This is a genomic window from Microbulbifer sediminum (genome assembly GCF_021729035.1).
Classification (GTDB): Bacteria; Pseudomonadota; Gammaproteobacteria; order Pseudomonadales; family Cellvibrionaceae; genus Microbulbifer; species Microbulbifer sediminum.
On sequence record NZ_JAJSAP010000001.1, the window covers coordinates 585,933 to 602,269 of the forward strand.

Sequence of the window (16,337 nt, forward strand, 5' to 3'; positions counted from 1 at the left end):
ATCAGTTGCGCGCGCGCAGGATCAGCATGCCGCGCTGCTGCTCCATATCCACCCGGCTCAGGAAGCTGTTGCCCAGCAGGGTGATATGGGGGAAATTGTCGGCGTGGACGGTGGCGTCGATATTATGCAGCTTGATTCCGCCCACGGTGACGCTCGACAGCGTCACTTGGTAGGCTCGGGCGATACCATTGGCGGTGGCGACACGTACGGCCCGGGCATTGTCCAGGTTCAACCCCAGGCGCTGGGCCGTCGGGTAATTCAGGGCAATGCTGGTCGCGCCGGTGTCCACCATTACCGGCACCCGGCGGCCATTGACCCACGCATCCGTGCTGAAGTGCCCACGGCTGTCCGCAACCAGGCGCACCTCCGTGCGCGCGGCCTCGGCATAGCGCGCCGCCACCGGCGCATCCAGGGTCAGTTTCTGTACGCGGCCGTCGACCTTTACCCGGGCGAAGCTGCTGTTGGCCTCGAGCAGCCGCACCCCTTCCGGCGAGGTTTCGCCGCTCTTGAGCAGCCTCTGCTTACCATCCACTTGAAGCATGGCACTGGTTCCGAACAACGCCTTGAGCTGGACCTGCTGCGCCCATACCGGCGACGAACAGAGAAGGAAGCAACAGGCGAGCAGGCGACGAATATTCACGGTGCGATCCCCTTTCACCGACCGGCAAGCCGGTCTACCCGATCCATGCCGCGGTCAGCTGTAATACCAGCGCCGCGTACCCGGCAGCCAGTATATCGTCGAGCATAATACCGACACCACCGTGGACGCGGCGGTCCACCCAGCCAATGGGCTGCGGCTTGGCAATATCGAACAGGCGGAACAGCACCAGCCCGTACAGCGCCCATCCCCAGCCTGCCGGGGCCAGGAACATGGTCAGCCAGTAACCCACCATCTCATCCCAGACGATGCCGCCATGGTCGTGTACTCCCAGCGCCCGGGAGGCGGCGCCACACAGGTAGCAGCCCACCACGGCACCGACCACCACCACCGCCAGGTACTGGGCCGGAGGCAGGTGCTGCAGCAGCCACCAGAACGGCAACGCCATCAGGGTTCCGAAGGTACCGGGCGCCTTCGGCGCCAGCCCGGAACCGAAGCCGAAGGCCAGCAACATGGTGGGGCTGCGCAGCAGCTGGGCGGCGGTGGGCTGGGGAATGGAGGTATCAGTCATAGTTCAAAAATGCCGGTATCCGGGCCTTGCGGCCTGCCACTCCTCGCCATTGAGAAAGCAGCGCACACGCGCCCGGTCCTGCGCCCCGGGCGTCCGTGCCACCAGGGTGCCAATTTGCACCGGCGCGGACTCGCCCCCGGCGCAGCGTTCTTTTACCGCGTCCACCATTGCCGGTGGAACGGTGAAGCAGAGCTGGTAATCATCGCCTCCGGTGGCCGCCAGCTCCAGCGCGCGGCTGCCCGCCAGCTCGACCGCCAGTGGATCCACCGGCAGGTCTTCCATCACCAGCTCCGCGTCCAGGTTGCTGGCGGCGCAGATATGGCCCAGATCGGCCAGCAAGCCGTCGGAGATATCCAGCGCGCTGCTGGCAAGGCCGGAGAGGGCAGCAGCCGTTTGCAGTTGCGGCTCCGGTGCGTAGTAAGCGCTTACCGCCCGCTGAAAACAACCTGGCTCCACCGTGCGCTCGCCGAGGATTACCGGCAGCGCCGCGGCGGCCGCGCCCAGGGGCCCACTGACGAAGACCGCGTCCCCGGCCCGGGCCCCATCACGCCGCAGCGGCGCTGCGGTGGCGCCGGTCACCTGGACGGTGATCGTGAGGGGGCCCCTGGTCGTGTCGCCTCCCACCAGGGAGATACCGTAAGCCCGCGCCGTTTGCAGTAGGCCGTCGGCGAAGCCTCGCAGCCATGTCCGGTCGCTTTCCGGGATCGTCAGGGCCAGGGTAAACCACAGCGGGCGCGCGTTCATTGCCGCCAGGTCACTCAGGTTCACCCGCAGCGCCCTTCCCGCCACCAGTGCCGGGTCGGCCCCCTCGGGGAAGTGCCGTCCTGCCACCAGGGTATCCACGCTGGTGGCGAGCTGTTCCCCGGCGGGCGGCTGCAACAGCGCACAGTCGTCGCCAATGCCCAGCACGACCCCTTCTCCGCACGGGGCTCCGGCAAAGTACTCGCGGATAATCTCGAATTCGCCGGGAGCTGCCCGCATGGTCCGGCTTTCTCAGCCCTGCTTGTCGGCTTTGACTTCCGCCGCACGTACGTCTGCAGCAGTCTTGTCGAGTATGCCGTTGATATATTTGAACGCGTCGGTGGGGCCAAACTTCTTGGCCAGCGCCACCGCCTCATTGATCACAACCTTGTAGGGCACATCGACGCGGTTCTGCAGCTCGTAAGTGGACATCCGCAACAGTGCCCGGGATACCGGGTCCAGGTCCTCGATGCTGCGGTCCAGGTGTGGACCGAAAGCCCCCTCGACGTCATCGAGGTTTTTCGCCACGCCGTGGAAAATGTCGCGAAAATACTCCACGTCAGTCTTGCTCATGTCGTTGTCGGCGCGGAACTCGGCCTCGATGGCATTCAGGCTGGCGCCCGCCATCTGCCACTGGTACAGCGCCTGCATGGCGTAGTGGCGCGCCTTGCGGCGCGCGGATGCGGTAACGGTCATTATCAATTCCGATTCCAAACTGTAGGGGCAGCCGCCCCTACATGGTTATCCACTAACCGGCGTTACCCGGTGTTAAACCTTGCCCAGCAGGGAAACCATTTCCAGCGCGGTTTCCGCTGCTTCACAGCCCTTGTTACCGGCCTTGGTGCCGGAACGCTCGATGGCCTGCTCGATTGAGTCAACAGTCAGCACACCAAAGGTCACCGGTACACCGCTGTCCAGGGATACCTGTGCAAGGCCCTTGGTGCACTCGCCCGCCACATACTCGAAGTGCGGGGTGCCACCGCGGATTACCGCGCCCAGGGCGATGATGGCATCGTAGCGACCGCTGGCCGCCAGCTTTTTTGCCGCCAGCGGGAACTCGAAAGCTCCCGGTGCATAGTAGATGGTGATGTCCTCTTCCTTGATGCCCTTGCGGCGCAGGGTATCCAGCGCCCCGTCTTTAAGGCTCTCCACCACAAAGCTGTTCCACCGGCTCACCAGCAGTGCGTACTTGCCCTGGCAGCCGACGAAATCCCCTTCGATAACCTTGATCTTGCTCATCGTGTATTCCAAATGTGTTCTTTTGTTTTGCCATTGCCCACACAGGCAATCAACGGCCCGGAGGACTCAGTCCTCTTCTGAGTTCAGGTACTCTTCCACTTCCAGGTCAAAGCCGGAAATGGCACTGAAACGGAAAGGCGCGCTCATCAGGCGCATCTTGCGCACATTGAGGTCCCGCAGGATCTGCGAGCCGGTCCCTACCTGCTTGTAGACCAGGTCCTGGCTGGGGCGCTGCTGCTTGCCGCTGATGAGCCAGTCGATGCTTTCCTCGATCTCCTCGGTGGTTTCATTGTGGCAAATCAGTACCACCACACCCTTGCCCTCTTGTTCCACCCGCTGCATGGCGCGGCGGAAGGTCCAGGGGGTGTATTTCTCATCGCCACGGCGGATGGTGAGCACGTCCCGCAGGGTATTGCCCACGTGCACCCGTACCAGGGTCGGCTCCTCCGGGCTGGGCTCGCCCTTGATGAAGGCGAAGTGACGCTCGCGCCGTGCCTTGTCCAGGTAGGTTCGCAGCCTGAAATTACCGTACTCGGTCTGCACCTGGCGTTCGTTGGTGCACTCCACGGTGGTCTCATTCAGCGCCCGGTAGTTAATCAGGTCGGCGATGGTGCCGATCTTCAGGTTATGGGTTTTGGCAAAGGTTTCCAGGTCCGGGCGCCGGGCCATGGTGCCATCTTCATTCATGATCTCGACGATCACCGCCGCCGACTCGAAACCCGCCAGGCGCGCCAGGTCACAACTTGCCTCGGTGTGGCCGGCACGGCTCAGTACACCACCGGGCTGGGCCATGATCGGGAAGATATGTCCCGGCTGGACGATGTCCCGCGGCTTGGCGTTGCGCGCCACCGCCGCACGGACGGTGCGGGCGCGGTCGGCGGCGGAGATACCCGTGGTCACGCCCTCGGCCGCCTCGATGGAGACGGTGAAATTGGTGCTGAACTGGGCGCCGTTGTCCTGGGACATCAGCGGCAGGTCGAGCTGCTCACAGCGCTCCCGGGACATGGGCAGGCAGATCAGGCCGCGGGCGTGGGTGGCCATGAAGTTGATATCCTCGGCGCGTACCTGCTCTGCTGCCATCACCAGGTCGCCCTCGTTCTCCCGATCCTCGTCGTCCATCAGGATCACCATCTTGCCCTGGCGGATATCGTCGATCAGTTCTTCAACCGTGTTCAGTTCCATAAATCTCTCTTTGTGTTCGCCTGCAAGCAGGCTCCTACAGTCAGGTCTCGTACTCCCGCAGGAGTCTTGGCGTTCAGCCCTTGTAAAAACCGTGCCGGGCCAGGAATTCCACCGTCAGGCCCTCGCTGTCGGGCTGGGCGGCCTTGTCACCGAGCAGCAATCGCTCCAGGTAGCGGGCGATCAGGTCCACCTCGAGGTTTACCCTTGTCCCCGCCTGGTAGCCGCCCATCACCGTCTCCTGCAGGGTGTGCGGGACGATGGTCAGCTCGAACTCCGCGCCGTCGACAGCATTGACGGTGAGACTGGTGCCGTCCACCGTGATGGACCCCTTGTGGGCAATATACCTGGCCAGCTGCTCCGGTGCGCGCAGGCGGAAGCGCTCGGCACGGGCTTCCTTCTTGCGCCAGACCACCTCGCCGATGCCATCCACATGGCCGCTGACAATATGCCCGCCCAGGCGCGTCTGCGGTGTCAGGGCTTTCTCCAGGTTGACCCGGTCCCCCTTCTTCCAGCCGCTGACACTGGTGACATCCATGGTCTCCGCGGACACATCTGCCCAGTAGCCGTCGCCGGGCAGATCCACCACCGTCAGGCAAACGCCGTTGGTGGCAATGCTGTCGCCCAGTTGCACATCGGACAGGTCCAGCTTGCCGCTCTTTACCCGCACCCGCAGGTCACCGCCCACGGGCTTCAGTTCGGTGATTTCGCCTACGGCTTCCACAATACCGGTAAACATCGGGAAAAATCTCCAGTTGGCTGGCGCTACCGCTCGATATCCGTGGTGGCGGTAATACGCCAGTCGTGCCCGACTGCGCGCATGTCGGTTATGGTAATCGGGAGCACCGAGCCCATCCGCTCGATCGGCAGCTCGAACAGCGGCCGCGCCGTGCTGCCGAGCAATTTGGGCGCCATGTAAACGATGATCTCGTCCACATGCCCGCGGTAGAGGAATTCGCCCGACAGGGTCGCACCGCTCTCTACCAGTACCTCGTTACACTCCCGCCGCGCCAGCTCCTGCAGCAGCGCCAGCAGGTCGACGCGGCCGTCGCTGCCAGCCGGCAGCACCAGCACCTCAGCCCCGGCTTTTTCCAGTCGCTCGCGGCGCTCCGGCTCGGCCTGCGCGGTCGTGCACACCAGTGTGGGGGCATCGCCCTGCAATATAAAGGCCCTGGCTGGCGTGCGCAGACGACTGTCGACAATGACCCGCAGTGGCTGCACTTCCGCGGCAGCCTCGGCGGCAAGCAACTCCAGCGCCATTTCGTCGGCGCGCACGTTCAGGTTGGGATTGTCGAACCGCACCGTATCCACACCGGTGACAATCGCACAACTGCGCGCCCGCAGCCGCTGCACATCGGCACGTGCCGCGGGCCCGGTGACCCACTTCGATTCACCACTGGCCATGCCCGTGCGACCGTCCAGGCTCATGGCCGACTTGCTGCGCACCAGTGGCAGACCAAGGGTCATGCGCTTGATAAACCCGGGGTTCAGAGCCCGACAGGCCTCTTCCAGCAGCGGCCCTTCAACCTCAATTCCGGCGTCCCGCAGCACCTGCAGGCCCTGGCCGCTGACGGCGGGATTCGGGTCTTCCATACCGTAGACGACACGTGCCACGCCCGCCTCGACCAACGCGTGGGCACAGGGCCCGGTTTTACCGGTATGGCTGCACGGCTCGAGAGTGACGTAGGCAGTGGCACCGCGGGCACGCTCACCGGCATCGCGCAGCGCCTCGATTTCGGCGTGGGGCAGGCCCGCGCGGCGGTGCCAGCCCTCACCCACGATGGCGCCACTATCATCGACGATGACACAACCGACGCGGGGGTTGGGCATGGTGGTGTAGAGACCGCGCCCTGCCAGGTACACGGCACGGTTCATCAGGGCCTGGGGATTGTGGGTCATTGCGGCTCCGTCGGCTTCGTCAGGCGCTCGATTTCCTGGCTGAAGTCACTCACATCCTCAAAGCGGCGGTAGACCGAGGCAAAACGCACGTAGGCCACCTGGTCCAGCTCGCGCAGCTGCTCCATCACCAGCTCGCCAACCTGCATGGCCGGCAACTCGCGTTCGCCGGTGGCCTGCAGGGCGTGTTTGATCTGCGCCACTGCAGACTCGACCCGTTCGGTACTCACCGGGCGCTTTTCCACCGCGCGCTGGATTCCGGCCCGCAGCTTGTCCTCGTTAAAGGGCTCGCGCTGCCCGTTCTGCTTGATCACGCGGGGCAGCAGTAGTTCGGCGGTCTCGAATGTGGTGAAGCGCTCGTGGCAGTCGAGGCACTCACGGCGTCGACGCACCTGATCGCCCTCCGCCACCAGGCGGGAGTCGACGACCTTGGTTTCTTCTGCGCTGCAGAAAGGACAGTGCATGGGGAAGTGGGCCCTGTAGAAAAACGGGCCGCAGTTTAACACAGGCGGCGCCCGGGGGCGCCACCAGCGCGTCCCGCCGTGTGGAGTGGCACAACCGCAGGCAAAAAAAAGCGGCCCCAGTGGGCCGCCTTGGATGAAGTGCCTGGACCGGCTGCAGGTTACTTCTGGTACACCGGGAATTTGGCGCAGATATCCAGCACCTTCTGCTTCACCTCGGCAATGGTGCCCTCGGCGTCGCCCTTCTCCAGCGCATCCAGCACATCGCAGATCCAGTGGGTCAGCTGCCGGGTCTCCTCCACCCCGAAACCGCGGGTGGTGATGGCCGGGGTGCCAACCCGCAGGCCAGAGGTGATGAACGGCGAGCGCGGGTCATTGGGTACCGCGTTCTTGTTGACGGTGATATTGGCCCGGCCCAGCGCCTCATCCGCATCCTTACCGGTGTACTCCTTGCCGATCAGGTCCACCAGCATCAGGTGGTCGTCGGTACCGCCCGAAACTATGTTGATGCCGCGATCGAGGAAGGTATCGGCCATGGCACGGGCATTCTCAACCACCTTCTTCTGGTACTGCTTGTATTCCGGGGTCATGGCTTCCTTGAAGGACACCGCCTTGGCCGCGATCACGTGCATCAGCGGGCCGCCCTGGCCACCGGGGAATACCGCGGAGTTGAGCTTCTTCTCGATCTCTTCGTTGGCCTTTGCCAGGATGATGCCACCGCGCGGGCCGCGCAGTGTCTTGTGGGTGGTAGAGGTCACCACATCGGCGTGGGGAATCGGCGACGGGTATTCACCGGCGGCCACCAGGCCGGCCACGTGGGCCATGTCCACCAGCAGGTAGGCGCCCACCTTGTCGGCGATCTCGCGGAAACGAGCCCAGTCCATGATGCGGCTGTAGGCAGAGAAGCCGCCCACGATCATCTTCGGCTTGTGCTCCAGCGCCAGGCGCTCCACCTCCTCGTAGTCCACCTCGCCGGTGTCCGGGTTCAGCCCGTACTGCACCGCGTTGTAGATCTTGCCGGAGAAATTCACCCGCGCACCGTGGGTCAGGTGGCCACCGTGGGCCAGGCTCATGCCCAGCACGGTGTCGCCCGGGGCGCACAGGGCCTGGTAGACCGCAGCGTTGGCCTGGGAACCGGAATGCGGCTGGACATTGGCGTAATCGGCGCCGAACAGCTCCTTGGCGCGCTCGATCGCCAGCACTTCCACCTTGTCCACATACTCACAGCCACCGTAGTAACGCTTGCCAGGGTATCCCTCGGCGTACTTGTTGGTCATGGTGCTGCCCTGCGCCTCCATCACCAGTGGGCTGGTGTAGTTTTCGGAGGCGATCAGCTCGATATGCTCTTCCTGGCGGCGGTCCTCTTCCTGGATGGCTTCCCAGACTTCCGGGTCGTAAGAGGAGAGTGTGACTGATGGATCAAACATGGTTTTCCCTCAATGAATCGGGCTGTGGACGCTGCACCGATGGGCACAGGAGCCATTAGCACAACTGTAGAAAGGCGCGCATTGTACACCAAGGGAAAGTGGTCTGCGCCCCAATTTATGCGGCGTCGAACGGGATAAACAGCGCTCTTGACCGGAGGGTCTGGCAGCCGGCGTGCCGGAGAGGCAGGGAGGGAAGGACGCGGCCGTGGCCGGCCGCGTCGCGAAGGGGATCAGAAGGTCAGGATCATGGTGCCGGACCAGAAATTCACGTCCTCTTCGATCATGGTGTACTCGAACTCGACATTGGTGTTCGGGCTCAGGTTCAGGCCGATGCCACCGCCTACGGAGATGCCGGTGTCGTCGCTGCTGTAGCCGCCCACGCTCACGTCTTCGTAGATCAGGCCCAGGCGGCCCTTGAAGTAGACGTCACCGAAGGAGCGGTAAGTGCCGTAGCCACCCAGGGTCTGGATATCCACATCGATGTCGCGGCCGTCGAAGGCATCCGCCTCGCCGCTGATCAGGGAATCGGTGAACTCACCCTCGAAGCCCCACCCGGAGGAGAAGGTGTAGCCGCCGCGCAGGCCGAAGTTGATCGGGTCGTCAACGGTGTTGGCGTCAACCGTCATCAGGCCGGCTGTGGCGCCCCAGTAGCCGCCCTCGGCGTTCGCTGCAGAAGAACAAACCAGTGCCAGGGCCGCCAGGCCCGTCGCCAATTTACGCATAAGGAAAATCCCCAAGTTGTTGTGGTGATCGAATTTGCGCGGATTCTATCCGCCTTTTCCTGGTCCAGCCAGTCACCTGTTCACATCCCAAGGGGTGTACAGGTCTCAGGCTGGCAATAGACCCGGCTGTCGCGAGAATCGTTCCACCGGTAGGGGAAAAAGTCACAATTCAGCCGCAATCGCCCCCGCTGGCGCCATAAGCCTCTCACTCACTGCTACATTGAGTTGGCTCCGGAGTTGTCGCCCGATAAAGGACAAACCGACGTCAAGACCCCGGAAGTCCCTGCCCGACATTTTGACCACTGGTGATTAACAGAACCTGAACAGAACCAGACAATGACATTTCACGGATCGATGCGTTAACAGCTCAATACCAAGAGACGGAGACAGCGATGGACAGCATCTACGTACAATTGTGCCAGGATCACGGGAATATCCAGCAGGTGCTCGACGCCTTCGAACAACTGCTGGTGGACATGGCGCGCGAGGACCGCGACCCGTCAACCCTCGACCTGATCATCGATGCGCTGGATTACATCGCCATCTACCCGGAAAAGTGGCATCACCCGGTAGAGGATATTACCTGCGAGCTACTGCTTGCCAAGCCCGGGATTGAGCCGGAGCCGATTCTCCGCGCCCGCGAGGAACATCGTCGCCTGGCGCAGGAAACACGCAAGATGAAGGAATTGTTTTACACCGTCGCCAATGATTGCGCAGTGGAGCGGGATCACCTGTATGGGGCGGCGCGCCAATATTTGGCGGCCCAGCGCTCCCATATCCTGATGGAAAACCACTGTGTCTTTCCATTAATGGAACGCTACCTGGATGCGGCCGACTGGGAGCAGGTGCGCGCACGACTGGGCGACCGCGTGGACCCACTGTTCGGGCCGGCAATGCGCGACCAGTACGATGCCATGCAGCGGTATGTCAGCGACCTCCGGACAACGGCACCCGCCTGACTGGAACAGGTGCCAGCGTCCGAACGGGGGTAGGAATCTTTCAGACGGTCGCCGAACGGCGACCGATTTCACTCTCATCATAGCCGCAGTGGGTGCCGGCCAGTTCACTGAGCCCGATCAGGTCGAGCACTTCCACCTCACGCCCGCTCACCCGGATCAGCCCGTCTTTCTGCAGCGCCTTGAACAGGCGGCTCACCGTTTCCGGCGTCAGCCCCAGGTAATTGGCGATATCCGTGCGCGGCATTGAGAGTACGAACCGGCTGGCGGAATATCCGCGCCGGGCATAGCGGCTGGAAATATTCACCAGCAGCGCCGCCAGGCGGGCGTTGGCCGCGCGCTTGCCCAGTAGCAGCAGGATCTCGTTCTCCTGCCGCAACTCTTCCGAGAAGATACTGTAGATCTGCTGTTGCAGGGCGGGAACTTCCTGCGCCAGGCTTTCCAGCTGGCTGAAGGGCAGCACACAGATACTGCTGTCCTCCAGCGCCTCGGCGTAACTGGGATGGGTGCGGCTGCTGTAGGCATCCAGCCCGAGCAGTTCCCCGGGCAGCGCGAAATGCGTGACCTGGGTATCCCCGTCGGACGCGATCACGGCGGTCTTGAAGCTGCCGGAGCGGATGGCATAGAGATTGTGGAAGGAATCGCCGCTGCGGTAGAGCGTCTCCCCCGCCTTCACCAGCCGCTTGTTGCGCGTCACCCGCTCGAGACGGTCGATATCTTCCACCGGAAGCCCGGCGGGCAGGCACAGGCGACGCACCGAGCATTCACTGCACTTTACTGCGTGGCGACTGTCTTTCATGGGCTGGCCCCGGATTGGCTAGAAAAACGCCATTGTAGCGGCTCGGGAACCTGTCGTCTCGGTCGATTTACGCGCCCCCAGGCAACCGGTTGCACGACTCAGAGTACCCGGGAGTAACGCCGCTCACCGGCAGGTTCGTGCAGGTAGGCATCGAAGGCCGCCGCCACATTGCGCGTGAACCAGCGTCCGCGGTCGGTGATGACCAGGTCGCCGCCTTCCTCACGCACCAGGCCGTCAGCCATCAGCGGCTGCAGGCGCTCCAGCTCCGCGGCGAACGCCTCTGCCAGCGGCGCGCCGGCACGGTCTGCCACGGCCCGGTGGTCCAGCCGCATGCGGCACATCAGCTCCATGATCAGGTACTGGCGCAGGCGGTCATCCTCCGACATGGCCCAGCCACGGAAGCCGGCAAAGCCCCGCTCGCGAATGGCTTCCACATAGTCCTTCAGCCGGTGGTGGTTCTGCCAGTAACCGCCGGCGCTGTAGCTGATCGCGGAGGCACCCAGGCCGATCAGGGCATCCGCGGGCATCAGGGTATAGCCCTGGAAGTTGCGCCGCAGTTCGCCGGCGCGGGCAGCCCGGGCCAGTTCGTCGCCCGGCAGGGCAAAGTGGTCCATGCCCAGGAACTCGTAGCCCGCGTCCCCCAGCATTTCGACGGCTCCCACCTGCATGGCAATCTTGTCCGCCGGGGCCGGCATGGCGTCGGTATTGATCAGCCGCTGGGCCTTGAAGCGCTCCGGCAGGTGGGCGTAGTGGTAGAGCGCGATGCGGTCCGGCCCCATCGCCACCACCCGGTCAAGGGTTTCCCGCAGGGTATCCACCGTCTGGTGCGGCAACCCGTGGATCAGGTCATAGGAAATAGAACGAAAGCCCCGTTCCCGGGCGGCGCAGGTAATCTGCTCCACCGCTTCCGGGGCGCAGATACGGTTGATGGCGCGCTGCACCTGCGGGTTGAAGTCCTGGATGCCGAGGCTCAGGCGGTTAAAGCCCAGCTCCCGCAGGGTGTCCAGGGTATCCAGGCGGAAGGTGCGCGGGTCGGCCTCGACACTGTACTCGACGCTGTCATCGCGGCGCAGGTCGAAGATCTCGCCCAGCCCCTCCACCAGCCGGTGCAAGTCCGAGTCGGTGAGGAAGGTTGGCGTGCCGCCGCCGAGGTGGAGCTGCACCACCGGGGCTGCGGCTACCCGGTCGCGGTACCAGCGCGCCTCCTCCAGCACCCGGTCCAGGTAGCTGGACGCCAGCCCGTACTGGTTGGTGATGACCTTGTTGCACGCGCAGAAATAGCACAGGGAGTGGCAGAACGGGATATGCACGTACAGCGACAGGCTGTCGATTTCCCGTAACGCATCCCAGGGGCGCATACCCTCCTGCAGCGGCACGAAGCGGTCCGCGGTCGGGTAGGAGGTGTAGCGGGGACAGGGGCCACTGTAGCGGGACAACAGGTCAGTCGAGAGTGCAGTATCGGCGTGTTGGTGGAGAGCGGTCATCTTGGTTCATCCCGGAGCCGGGCCATCGTGCACCGGCTCCTCTATTGTCTGCAGTTCAGGGAAATTATCCGGCTCCTGGTGCTCAGAAGCGGTAGCCGAGCCCGGCCACGGTAACCAGCGGATCCAGTTCCACGTCCGCGGCGATGGTGCCGACGCCCGGCACGCGAACCTCGGCCTCGGTATCAATATCCATCCACAGCACACTCAGGTTGAGCAGCCAGCGACGGTCCTGGCCGAAGCTGAAATCCACCCCTGCCTCTGCCGCGAGCCCCACGGAATTTTCGAGTGAAAGGTCGGCATCGCCAGTGGCGCCGAGCGCGGCAAAGAGTTCGTTTGCAGCGCCATCCACCTGCTCGTCGAAGAACGCGGTGTAGTTCACCCCCAGGCCGAGATATGGCTGCAAGGGGGATCCCCCGAGGCGCGGATACCACTGCAGCAGCAGGGTGGGCGGCAGGTGGCGGGTCTCGCCAAGGGCAAAGGTGTCTCCCAGTCCCTCAACAGCGAGGTCGTGGCTGAACGGCGATGAAGCCACCAGCTCCACGCCCCAGGTATCCGTGAGCATATAGGTGGCCGTCAGGCCCAGTGCAGTACCGTCATCCACATCGGCCGCGGTGCCGGCAAGCGCCACGCCGGACAGGGACAGCGGGCCCGAGCTGACATCCGGGCTGACGGTGGCCGCACCGCTGCGGAGGATGACTTCACCGGGCTGGTACGCCACAGCGTGCAGGGAAACGAGAAGGCCGGCGACGGCGGCAAATACTTTCATTTTGGGTTCTCCATACCTGATACAAGCCGCCCGCCCGAAAACATCCTGTTATTACTTTTATTACTGCCTCACAGGCGAGCGGGACGGGCGCAGATTATGTTGGAGCAGAACGCCCGCAATTGATGTAAATCAATTGCGCGGCAAACAACGAGGCTGGCCTGCCCGAGCGCGGGCGCAGCGATGCCGAAGCGCCGGTCACTTGATTCAGGTCAAGGCAGCATGAGCGTACAGATCCAATACTGCGGCCAATAACCTGACCCGGGTATGGAGATCGCCATGCACCACCTCTACCGGCAGCTTTGCCGCGACCACCGCCATATGCAGCAACTCCTGGATGCCTTTGACCAGCTGCTGCAGGATTTCGCCCGGCGCGAACGGGATCCCGGCACACTGGGGCTGATCCTCGATGCCCTCGACTACATCAGCGTCTATCCGGATCGCTGGCACCACCCGGTTGAGGACCTGGCCATGGAGCGCCTGCGCACCAGGCCGGGGGCCAGGCTAGCGCCGGTTAACAAGACCCTGGCGGAGCACCGGGCCATCACCGCCGCAACCCGTCGCATGAACACCCTCTTCTACGCCATTGCCAATGATGCGGCGGTGGAGCGGGAGCAACTGTTCGGGCCTGCGCGGGAGTATCTGTCGCTGCAGCGACAGCATATGGAGCGGGAGAACCGGGAAGTATTTCCCCAGTTCGAGCGGCTGTTAACAGAAGAGGATTGGCAGGCGATCGAGCAGCAACTGCGCTTCCAGCAGGACCCGCTGTTCAACACCGATATCCGCGGCCTGTTCGAGTCACTGCAACACTACATCGCCAACCTGCACCTGGATGCCTGTGTCGGCACATGAATTCTCAATCCAGCTGTCACAAACAAGGGAGACACCAATGATGGATTTCCAGCGCCACGGCCTGTCTGTCGGTATCGAGCGGATCGGGTCGGAGTTTTTCCTGCTCATCCGGATAAGGGGTGACCTGACCCACTGGGATTACGAGATCATCACCCCGCTTCTCGAGCAGGCCCTGGACTCGGTCGCCCATCCACAGGTGAAAGCACTGGTGGATATCCGCGAGCTGCGGGGCTGGGAGTGGCGTGCAGCCTGGGACGACCTCCGCCTGGGATTGCGCCACGGCAGTGAATTTTCCCAGGTCGCCCTGCTGGGGAATGGCAACTGGCAGGAGTTGGCCACCCGCGTGGCAAACTGGTTTACCGGCGCCGAACTGCGTTACTTCCGGGCGCAGGATGATGCCCTGCAATGGCTGGCAGAAGATCCGGAAGACAGGACGGAGCGGGCACAGGCCTGAACACCCGGCCTGCAGGTCCCGCAAGTAAAGAGCCGTTAATCCCCGGCGGGACGCCGGAACATGTTCTGGATGCTGGAGAAATCCAGCATCTGGTTATCCGGATCACCGCCATGCAGCTGGTAAAGGTTTTTCGCCAGTGCGCCCAGCGGCGTCGAGGAAGCACTACCTGCAGCAGTATCCATCGCCAGGCCCAGGTCCTTCAGCATCAGCTGTACCGAGAAACCACCCTCGTAACCGCGCGATGCCGGCACTCCCTCCATTACACCCGGGTAGGGATTGTACTTCTCCAGTGACCAGTTGCCCCCGGAACTCGCCCGCATGATGTCGGAAACTACCTTCGGGTCCAGGCCGTTGTCGACCCCCATCTGCAGGGCCTCGGCGGTGCCGATCATATGGATCGCCAACAACATGTTGTTACAGATCTTTGCCACCTGGCCCGATCCTGCCGGTCCGGCATGGAAGACGTTGGCCCCCATTGCTTCCAGCAGCGGCCGCGCCGCATCCACCGCAGAAGCATCCCCACCGCACATGAATGACAGGGTGCCCGCCTCGGCCGCGGCAGTGCCGCCTGAAACCGGGGCATCGATGGCCGGCAGGCTGCGCTCGCGGGCTGCGGACACCAGTTGCCGGGCGTCACTGGCGGCAATGGTGGAGCAATCAATGACCAGGGTGCCGTCATCCAGGGCCTGCAGCAGTCCCCGCGCGCCCAGGTAGATGCCCCTCACCACCTCACCGGTGGTGAGCATTGAAATCACCGCATCGGCCCCGGCCGCCGCCTCGTGCGCACTTCCCCCCCGCTTGCAACCCTGCGCCTCAGCCTGCACCAGGGCCGCTTCCGACAGGTCAAAGGCGGTAACCGTAAATCCCGCTTTCACCAGGTTCGCTGCCATGGGGCCGCCCATATGACCCAGGCCGATAAAGGCAACTTTTTGCATGTCTGTGCATCCTTCTTATTGTTGTATCTGTGTTTTGTGCGCAACCGCGCCCGGTTGCGGACCAGCGACCGGGATCACAGGTCGCGCAGGGGGTGCACCGGCCAGGGATCGCGGAAACAGCACAGCACCTCGCCCAGGGGCACCTCCTCCAGCCTGGCCGGTTGCCATTGCGGATTGCGATCCTTGTCCACCAGCAGTGCCCGCACCCCTTCGCGCAGGTGACCACTGTTACAGAGGTTGACTGCCAGGGCCAGCTCCATCCGGAATACGTCCACCAGCGACAGGTGCCGGGCACGCTGCAGCTGCTCCCAGACAACCCATGGGGTCATCGGTGAGCCACCAGCCAGTGTCTTTGCCGCTTTCTGCAACCAGCGATCCTCCCCCTCGTATCCCGTAATGGAGTGCCAGACGCCCGGCAGGGTGGGAAAATCGGTGAGCTGCTGGATAATGTCGTAATGCTCCCTGAGCACGGAGGCCGGCTGCTCTCCTAAAGGCAGCTGCAGGTCTTTCAGGCAGTCACTCACCAGCTGGTGGAACGTCTTGGCGGAACCGGTGAAATCCAGTCCGGCCACGGCTTCCAGCGCCCGTTCCCGGTCGCTGTCGGCCAGCATGCGGTCGGCCATGCCGGCAAACAGCGCATCGCTGCCGTTGAACTGGGCCCCGGTCAGTCCCAGGAACAGCCCCAGCCGCCCGGGCATACGGTTGAGGAACCAGCCGCTGCCCACATCCGGGAACAGGCCGATCGTGACCTCCGGCATGGCCATACGGGTGGACGGCGTCACGATACGGTGACTGGCACCGGCCATGATGCCAATCCCACCGCCCATCACATAGCCACCTCCCCAGACCACGATGGGCTTTTCGAAGGTGTGGATACGGTGATCCAGCCGGTATTCGTGCGAGAAGAACGTCGTCGTGAACTCGGTACTCACCTCACCGGCAGTCGCCTCGGTATAGCTGGCGGATTCTTCATACAGCGCCACCACATCACCGCCGGCACAGAACGCCTTGTCGCCACTGCCATCAATCCACACGCAGGCGACACTGTCGTCCTCGGCCCATGCCTCCAGCTGTGCCGACAACAGGTCAATCATCTCGAGATTGAGGGCGTTGAGCGCCCGCGGCAGATTGAGGGTCGCCTGCGCCAGGGCGCCGTGGCGACGGAAAGTGACCGGTGACTCGCTTTGCGCTTCTCGCTCCATGTGTACTGCTCTCATCTCGCTTTATGGGTATTCACTGCAGTTAACCATAGATCGACGT

The 16,337-nt window shown here is 63.5% G+C and carries 19 protein-coding genes; 3 read left to right on the forward strand and 16 right to left on the reverse strand.

Annotation, left to right across the window (positions count from 1 at the left end):
* Position 1: 1 nt before the first annotated feature.
* The 11 genes from LVD11_RS02370 to LVD11_RS02420 form a co-directional block, all read right to left on the reverse strand.
* Positions 2-640, reverse strand: coding sequence for a retropepsin-like aspartic protease family protein (locus LVD11_RS02370; protein WP_237055556.1), 639 nt, complete (start codon positions 638-640; stop codon positions 2-4).
* Between the two features lie 34 nt (positions 641-674).
* Positions 675-1,169: a phosphatidylglycerophosphatase A family protein gene (locus LVD11_RS02375; RefSeq protein ID WP_237055558.1), complete on the reverse strand. Its 495-nt coding sequence runs from the start codon at positions 1,167-1,169 to the stop codon at positions 675-677.
* 3 nt (positions 1,170-1,172) lie between these two features.
* The gene (gene thiL / locus LVD11_RS02380; protein ID WP_237055560.1) at positions 1,173-2,150 is read right to left on the reverse strand and encodes a thiamine-phosphate kinase; all 978 of its coding nucleotides are present in this window, start codon (positions 2,148-2,150) and stop codon (positions 1,173-1,175) included.
* A gap of 12 nt (positions 2,151-2,162) precedes the next feature.
* A complete protein-coding gene (gene nusB, locus LVD11_RS02385; protein WP_237055562.1) occupies positions 2,163-2,606 on the reverse strand; it encodes a transcription antitermination factor NusB in 444 nt (147 codons plus the stop codon).
* 72 nt (positions 2,607-2,678) lie between these two features.
* Positions 2,679-3,149 carry a 6,7-dimethyl-8-ribityllumazine synthase gene (gene ribH, locus LVD11_RS02390; protein ID WP_237055563.1) on the reverse strand — a complete coding sequence of 157 codons (471 nt, stop codon included), beginning with the start codon at positions 3,147-3,149 and terminating at the stop codon, positions 2,679-2,681.
* A 66-nt stretch (positions 3,150-3,215) separates the two neighbouring features.
* Entirely contained in the window at positions 3,216-4,331 is a 1,116-nt protein-coding gene (gene ribBA, locus LVD11_RS02395; protein ID WP_237055565.1) for a bifunctional 3,4-dihydroxy-2-butanone-4-phosphate synthase/GTP cyclohydrolase II, read from the reverse strand.
* A gap of 73 nt (positions 4,332-4,404) precedes the next feature.
* On the reverse strand, positions 4,405-5,067 hold the full coding sequence (locus LVD11_RS02400; protein ID WP_237055567.1) for a riboflavin synthase: 663 nt from the start codon (positions 5,065-5,067) through the stop codon (positions 4,405-4,407).
* 26 nt (positions 5,068-5,093) lie between these two features.
* Positions 5,094-6,227 carry a bifunctional diaminohydroxyphosphoribosylaminopyrimidine deaminase/5-amino-6-(5-phosphoribosylamino)uracil reductase RibD gene (gene ribD, locus LVD11_RS02405; RefSeq protein ID WP_237055569.1) on the reverse strand — a complete coding sequence of 378 codons (1,134 nt, stop codon included), beginning with the start codon at positions 6,225-6,227 and terminating at the stop codon, positions 5,094-5,096.
* Positions 6,224-6,688, reverse strand: coding sequence for a transcriptional regulator NrdR (gene nrdR / locus LVD11_RS02410; protein WP_237055571.1), 465 nt, complete (start codon positions 6,686-6,688; stop codon positions 6,224-6,226). Before nrdR ends, ribD begins: the two co-directional genes overlap by 4 nt.
* A 158-nt stretch (positions 6,689-6,846) precedes the next feature.
* Positions 6,847-8,112, reverse strand: coding sequence for a serine hydroxymethyltransferase (gene glyA, locus LVD11_RS02415; protein WP_237055573.1), 1,266 nt, complete (start codon positions 8,110-8,112; stop codon positions 6,847-6,849).
* A gap of 230 nt (positions 8,113-8,342) precedes the next feature.
* Positions 8,343-8,834 (reverse strand): outer membrane beta-barrel protein, encoded by a 492-nt coding sequence (locus tag LVD11_RS02420; RefSeq protein WP_237055574.1) that lies wholly within the window; start codon positions 8,832-8,834, stop codon positions 8,343-8,345.
* A 392-nt stretch (positions 8,835-9,226) separates the two neighbouring features.
* On the opposite strand from LVD11_RS02420, the gene LVD11_RS02425 reads away from it, so the two are divergent.
* A complete protein-coding gene (locus tag LVD11_RS02425; protein WP_237055576.1) occupies positions 9,227-9,793 on the forward strand; it encodes a hemerythrin domain-containing protein in 567 nt (188 codons plus the stop codon).
* A 40-nt stretch (positions 9,794-9,833) separates the two neighbouring features.
* Here LVD11_RS02425 and fnr read toward each other — a convergent pair whose 3' ends face one another.
* The 3 genes from fnr to LVD11_RS02440 all read right to left on the reverse strand — a co-directional run bounded on the left by fnr (position 9,834) and on the right by LVD11_RS02440 (position 12,839).
* On the reverse strand, positions 9,834-10,589 hold the full coding sequence (gene fnr / locus LVD11_RS02430) for a fumarate/nitrate reduction transcriptional regulator Fnr (RefSeq protein WP_237055578.1): 756 nt from the start codon (positions 10,587-10,589) through the stop codon (positions 9,834-9,836).
* A gap of 98 nt (positions 10,590-10,687) precedes the next feature.
* Complete coding sequence (gene hemN / locus LVD11_RS02435) at positions 10,688-12,073, reverse strand: oxygen-independent coproporphyrinogen III oxidase (protein ID WP_237055579.1); 1,386 nt, start codon at positions 12,071-12,073, stop codon at positions 10,688-10,690.
* A gap of 82 nt (positions 12,074-12,155) precedes the next feature.
* Positions 12,156-12,839, reverse strand: a complete 684-nt coding sequence (locus LVD11_RS02440; protein WP_237055581.1) for an OmpW/AlkL family protein — start codon at positions 12,837-12,839, stop codon at positions 12,156-12,158.
* A 276-nt stretch (positions 12,840-13,115) separates the two neighbouring features.
* Between LVD11_RS02440 and LVD11_RS02445 the strand changes: the two genes are divergently transcribed.
* Positions 13,116-13,688, forward strand: coding sequence for a hemerythrin domain-containing protein (locus tag LVD11_RS02445; RefSeq protein ID WP_237055583.1), 573 nt, complete (start codon positions 13,116-13,118; stop codon positions 13,686-13,688).
* A gap of 37 nt (positions 13,689-13,725) precedes the next feature.
* A complete protein-coding gene (locus LVD11_RS02450; RefSeq protein WP_237055586.1) occupies positions 13,726-14,142 on the forward strand; it encodes a SpoIIAA family protein in 417 nt (138 codons plus the stop codon).
* Positions 14,143-14,177: 35 nt separating this feature from the next.
* Here LVD11_RS02450 and mmsB read toward each other — a convergent pair whose 3' ends face one another.
* The gene (mmsB, locus tag LVD11_RS02455; protein ID WP_237055588.1) at positions 14,178-15,077 is read right to left on the reverse strand and encodes a 3-hydroxyisobutyrate dehydrogenase; all 900 of its coding nucleotides are present in this window, start codon (positions 15,075-15,077) and stop codon (positions 14,178-14,180) included.
* 74 nt (positions 15,078-15,151) lie between these two features.
* Positions 15,152-16,294 (reverse strand): enoyl-CoA hydratase/isomerase family protein, encoded by a 1,143-nt coding sequence (locus tag LVD11_RS02460; protein WP_237055590.1) that lies wholly within the window; start codon positions 16,292-16,294, stop codon positions 15,152-15,154.
* Positions 16,295-16,337: the final 43 nt, after the last annotated feature.

Bases quoted from the DNA above. Each gene is read 5' to 3' on its own strand.
- LVD11_RS02425 (WP_237055576.1), top strand. From the start codon at position 9,227: ATGGACAGCATCTACGTACAATTGTGCCAGGATCACGGGAATATCCAG.
- thiL (WP_237055560.1), bottom strand. From the start codon at position 2,150: ATGCGGGCAGCTCCCGGCGAATTCGAGATTATCCGCGAGTACTTTGCC.
- LVD11_RS02440 (WP_237055581.1), bottom strand. From the start codon at position 12,839: ATGAAAGTATTTGCCGCCGTCGCCGGCCTTCTCGTTTCCCTGCACGCT.
- LVD11_RS02445 (WP_237055583.1), top strand. From the start codon at position 13,116: ATGCACCACCTCTACCGGCAGCTTTGCCGCGACCACCGCCATATGCAG.
- fnr (WP_237055578.1), bottom strand. From the start codon at position 10,589: ATGAAAGACAGTCGCCACGCAGTAAAGTGCAGTGAATGCTCGGTGCGT.
- LVD11_RS02450 (WP_237055586.1), top strand. From the start codon at position 13,726: ATGATGGATTTCCAGCGCCACGGCCTGTCTGTCGGTATCGAGCGGATC.
- LVD11_RS02420 (WP_237055574.1), bottom strand. From the start codon at position 8,834: ATGCGTAAATTGGCGACGGGCCTGGCGGCCCTGGCACTGGTTTGTTCT.
- nusB (WP_237055562.1), bottom strand. From the start codon at position 2,606: ATGACCGTTACCGCATCCGCGCGCCGCAAGGCGCGCCACTACGCCATG.
- ribBA (WP_237055565.1), bottom strand. From the start codon at position 4,331: ATGGAACTGAACACGGTTGAAGAACTGATCGACGATATCCGCCAGGGC.
- LVD11_RS02400 (WP_237055567.1), bottom strand. From the start codon at position 5,067: ATGTTTACCGGTATTGTGGAAGCCGTAGGCGAAATCACCGAACTGAAG.
- mmsB (WP_237055588.1), bottom strand. From the start codon at position 15,077: ATGCAAAAAGTTGCCTTTATCGGCCTGGGTCATATGGGCGGCCCCATG.
- ribH (WP_237055563.1), bottom strand. From the start codon at position 3,149: ATGAGCAAGATCAAGGTTATCGAAGGGGATTTCGTCGGCTGCCAGGGC.
- LVD11_RS02460 (WP_237055590.1), bottom strand. From the start codon at position 16,294: ATGAGAGCAGTACACATGGAGCGAGAAGCGCAAAGCGAGTCACCGGTC.
- LVD11_RS02375 (WP_237055558.1), bottom strand. From the start codon at position 1,169: ATGACTGATACCTCCATTCCCCAGCCCACCGCCGCCCAGCTGCTGCGC.
- hemN (WP_237055579.1), bottom strand. From the start codon at position 12,073: ATGACCGCTCTCCACCAACACGCCGATACTGCACTCTCGACTGACCTG.
- glyA (WP_237055573.1), bottom strand. From the start codon at position 8,112: ATGTTTGATCCATCAGTCACACTCTCCTCTTACGACCCGGAAGTCTGG.
- ribD (WP_237055569.1), bottom strand. From the start codon at position 6,227: ATGACCCACAATCCCCAGGCCCTGATGAACCGTGCCGTGTACCTGGCA.
- nrdR (WP_237055571.1), bottom strand. From the start codon at position 6,688: ATGCACTGTCCTTTCTGCAGCGCAGAAGAAACCAAGGTCGTCGACTCC.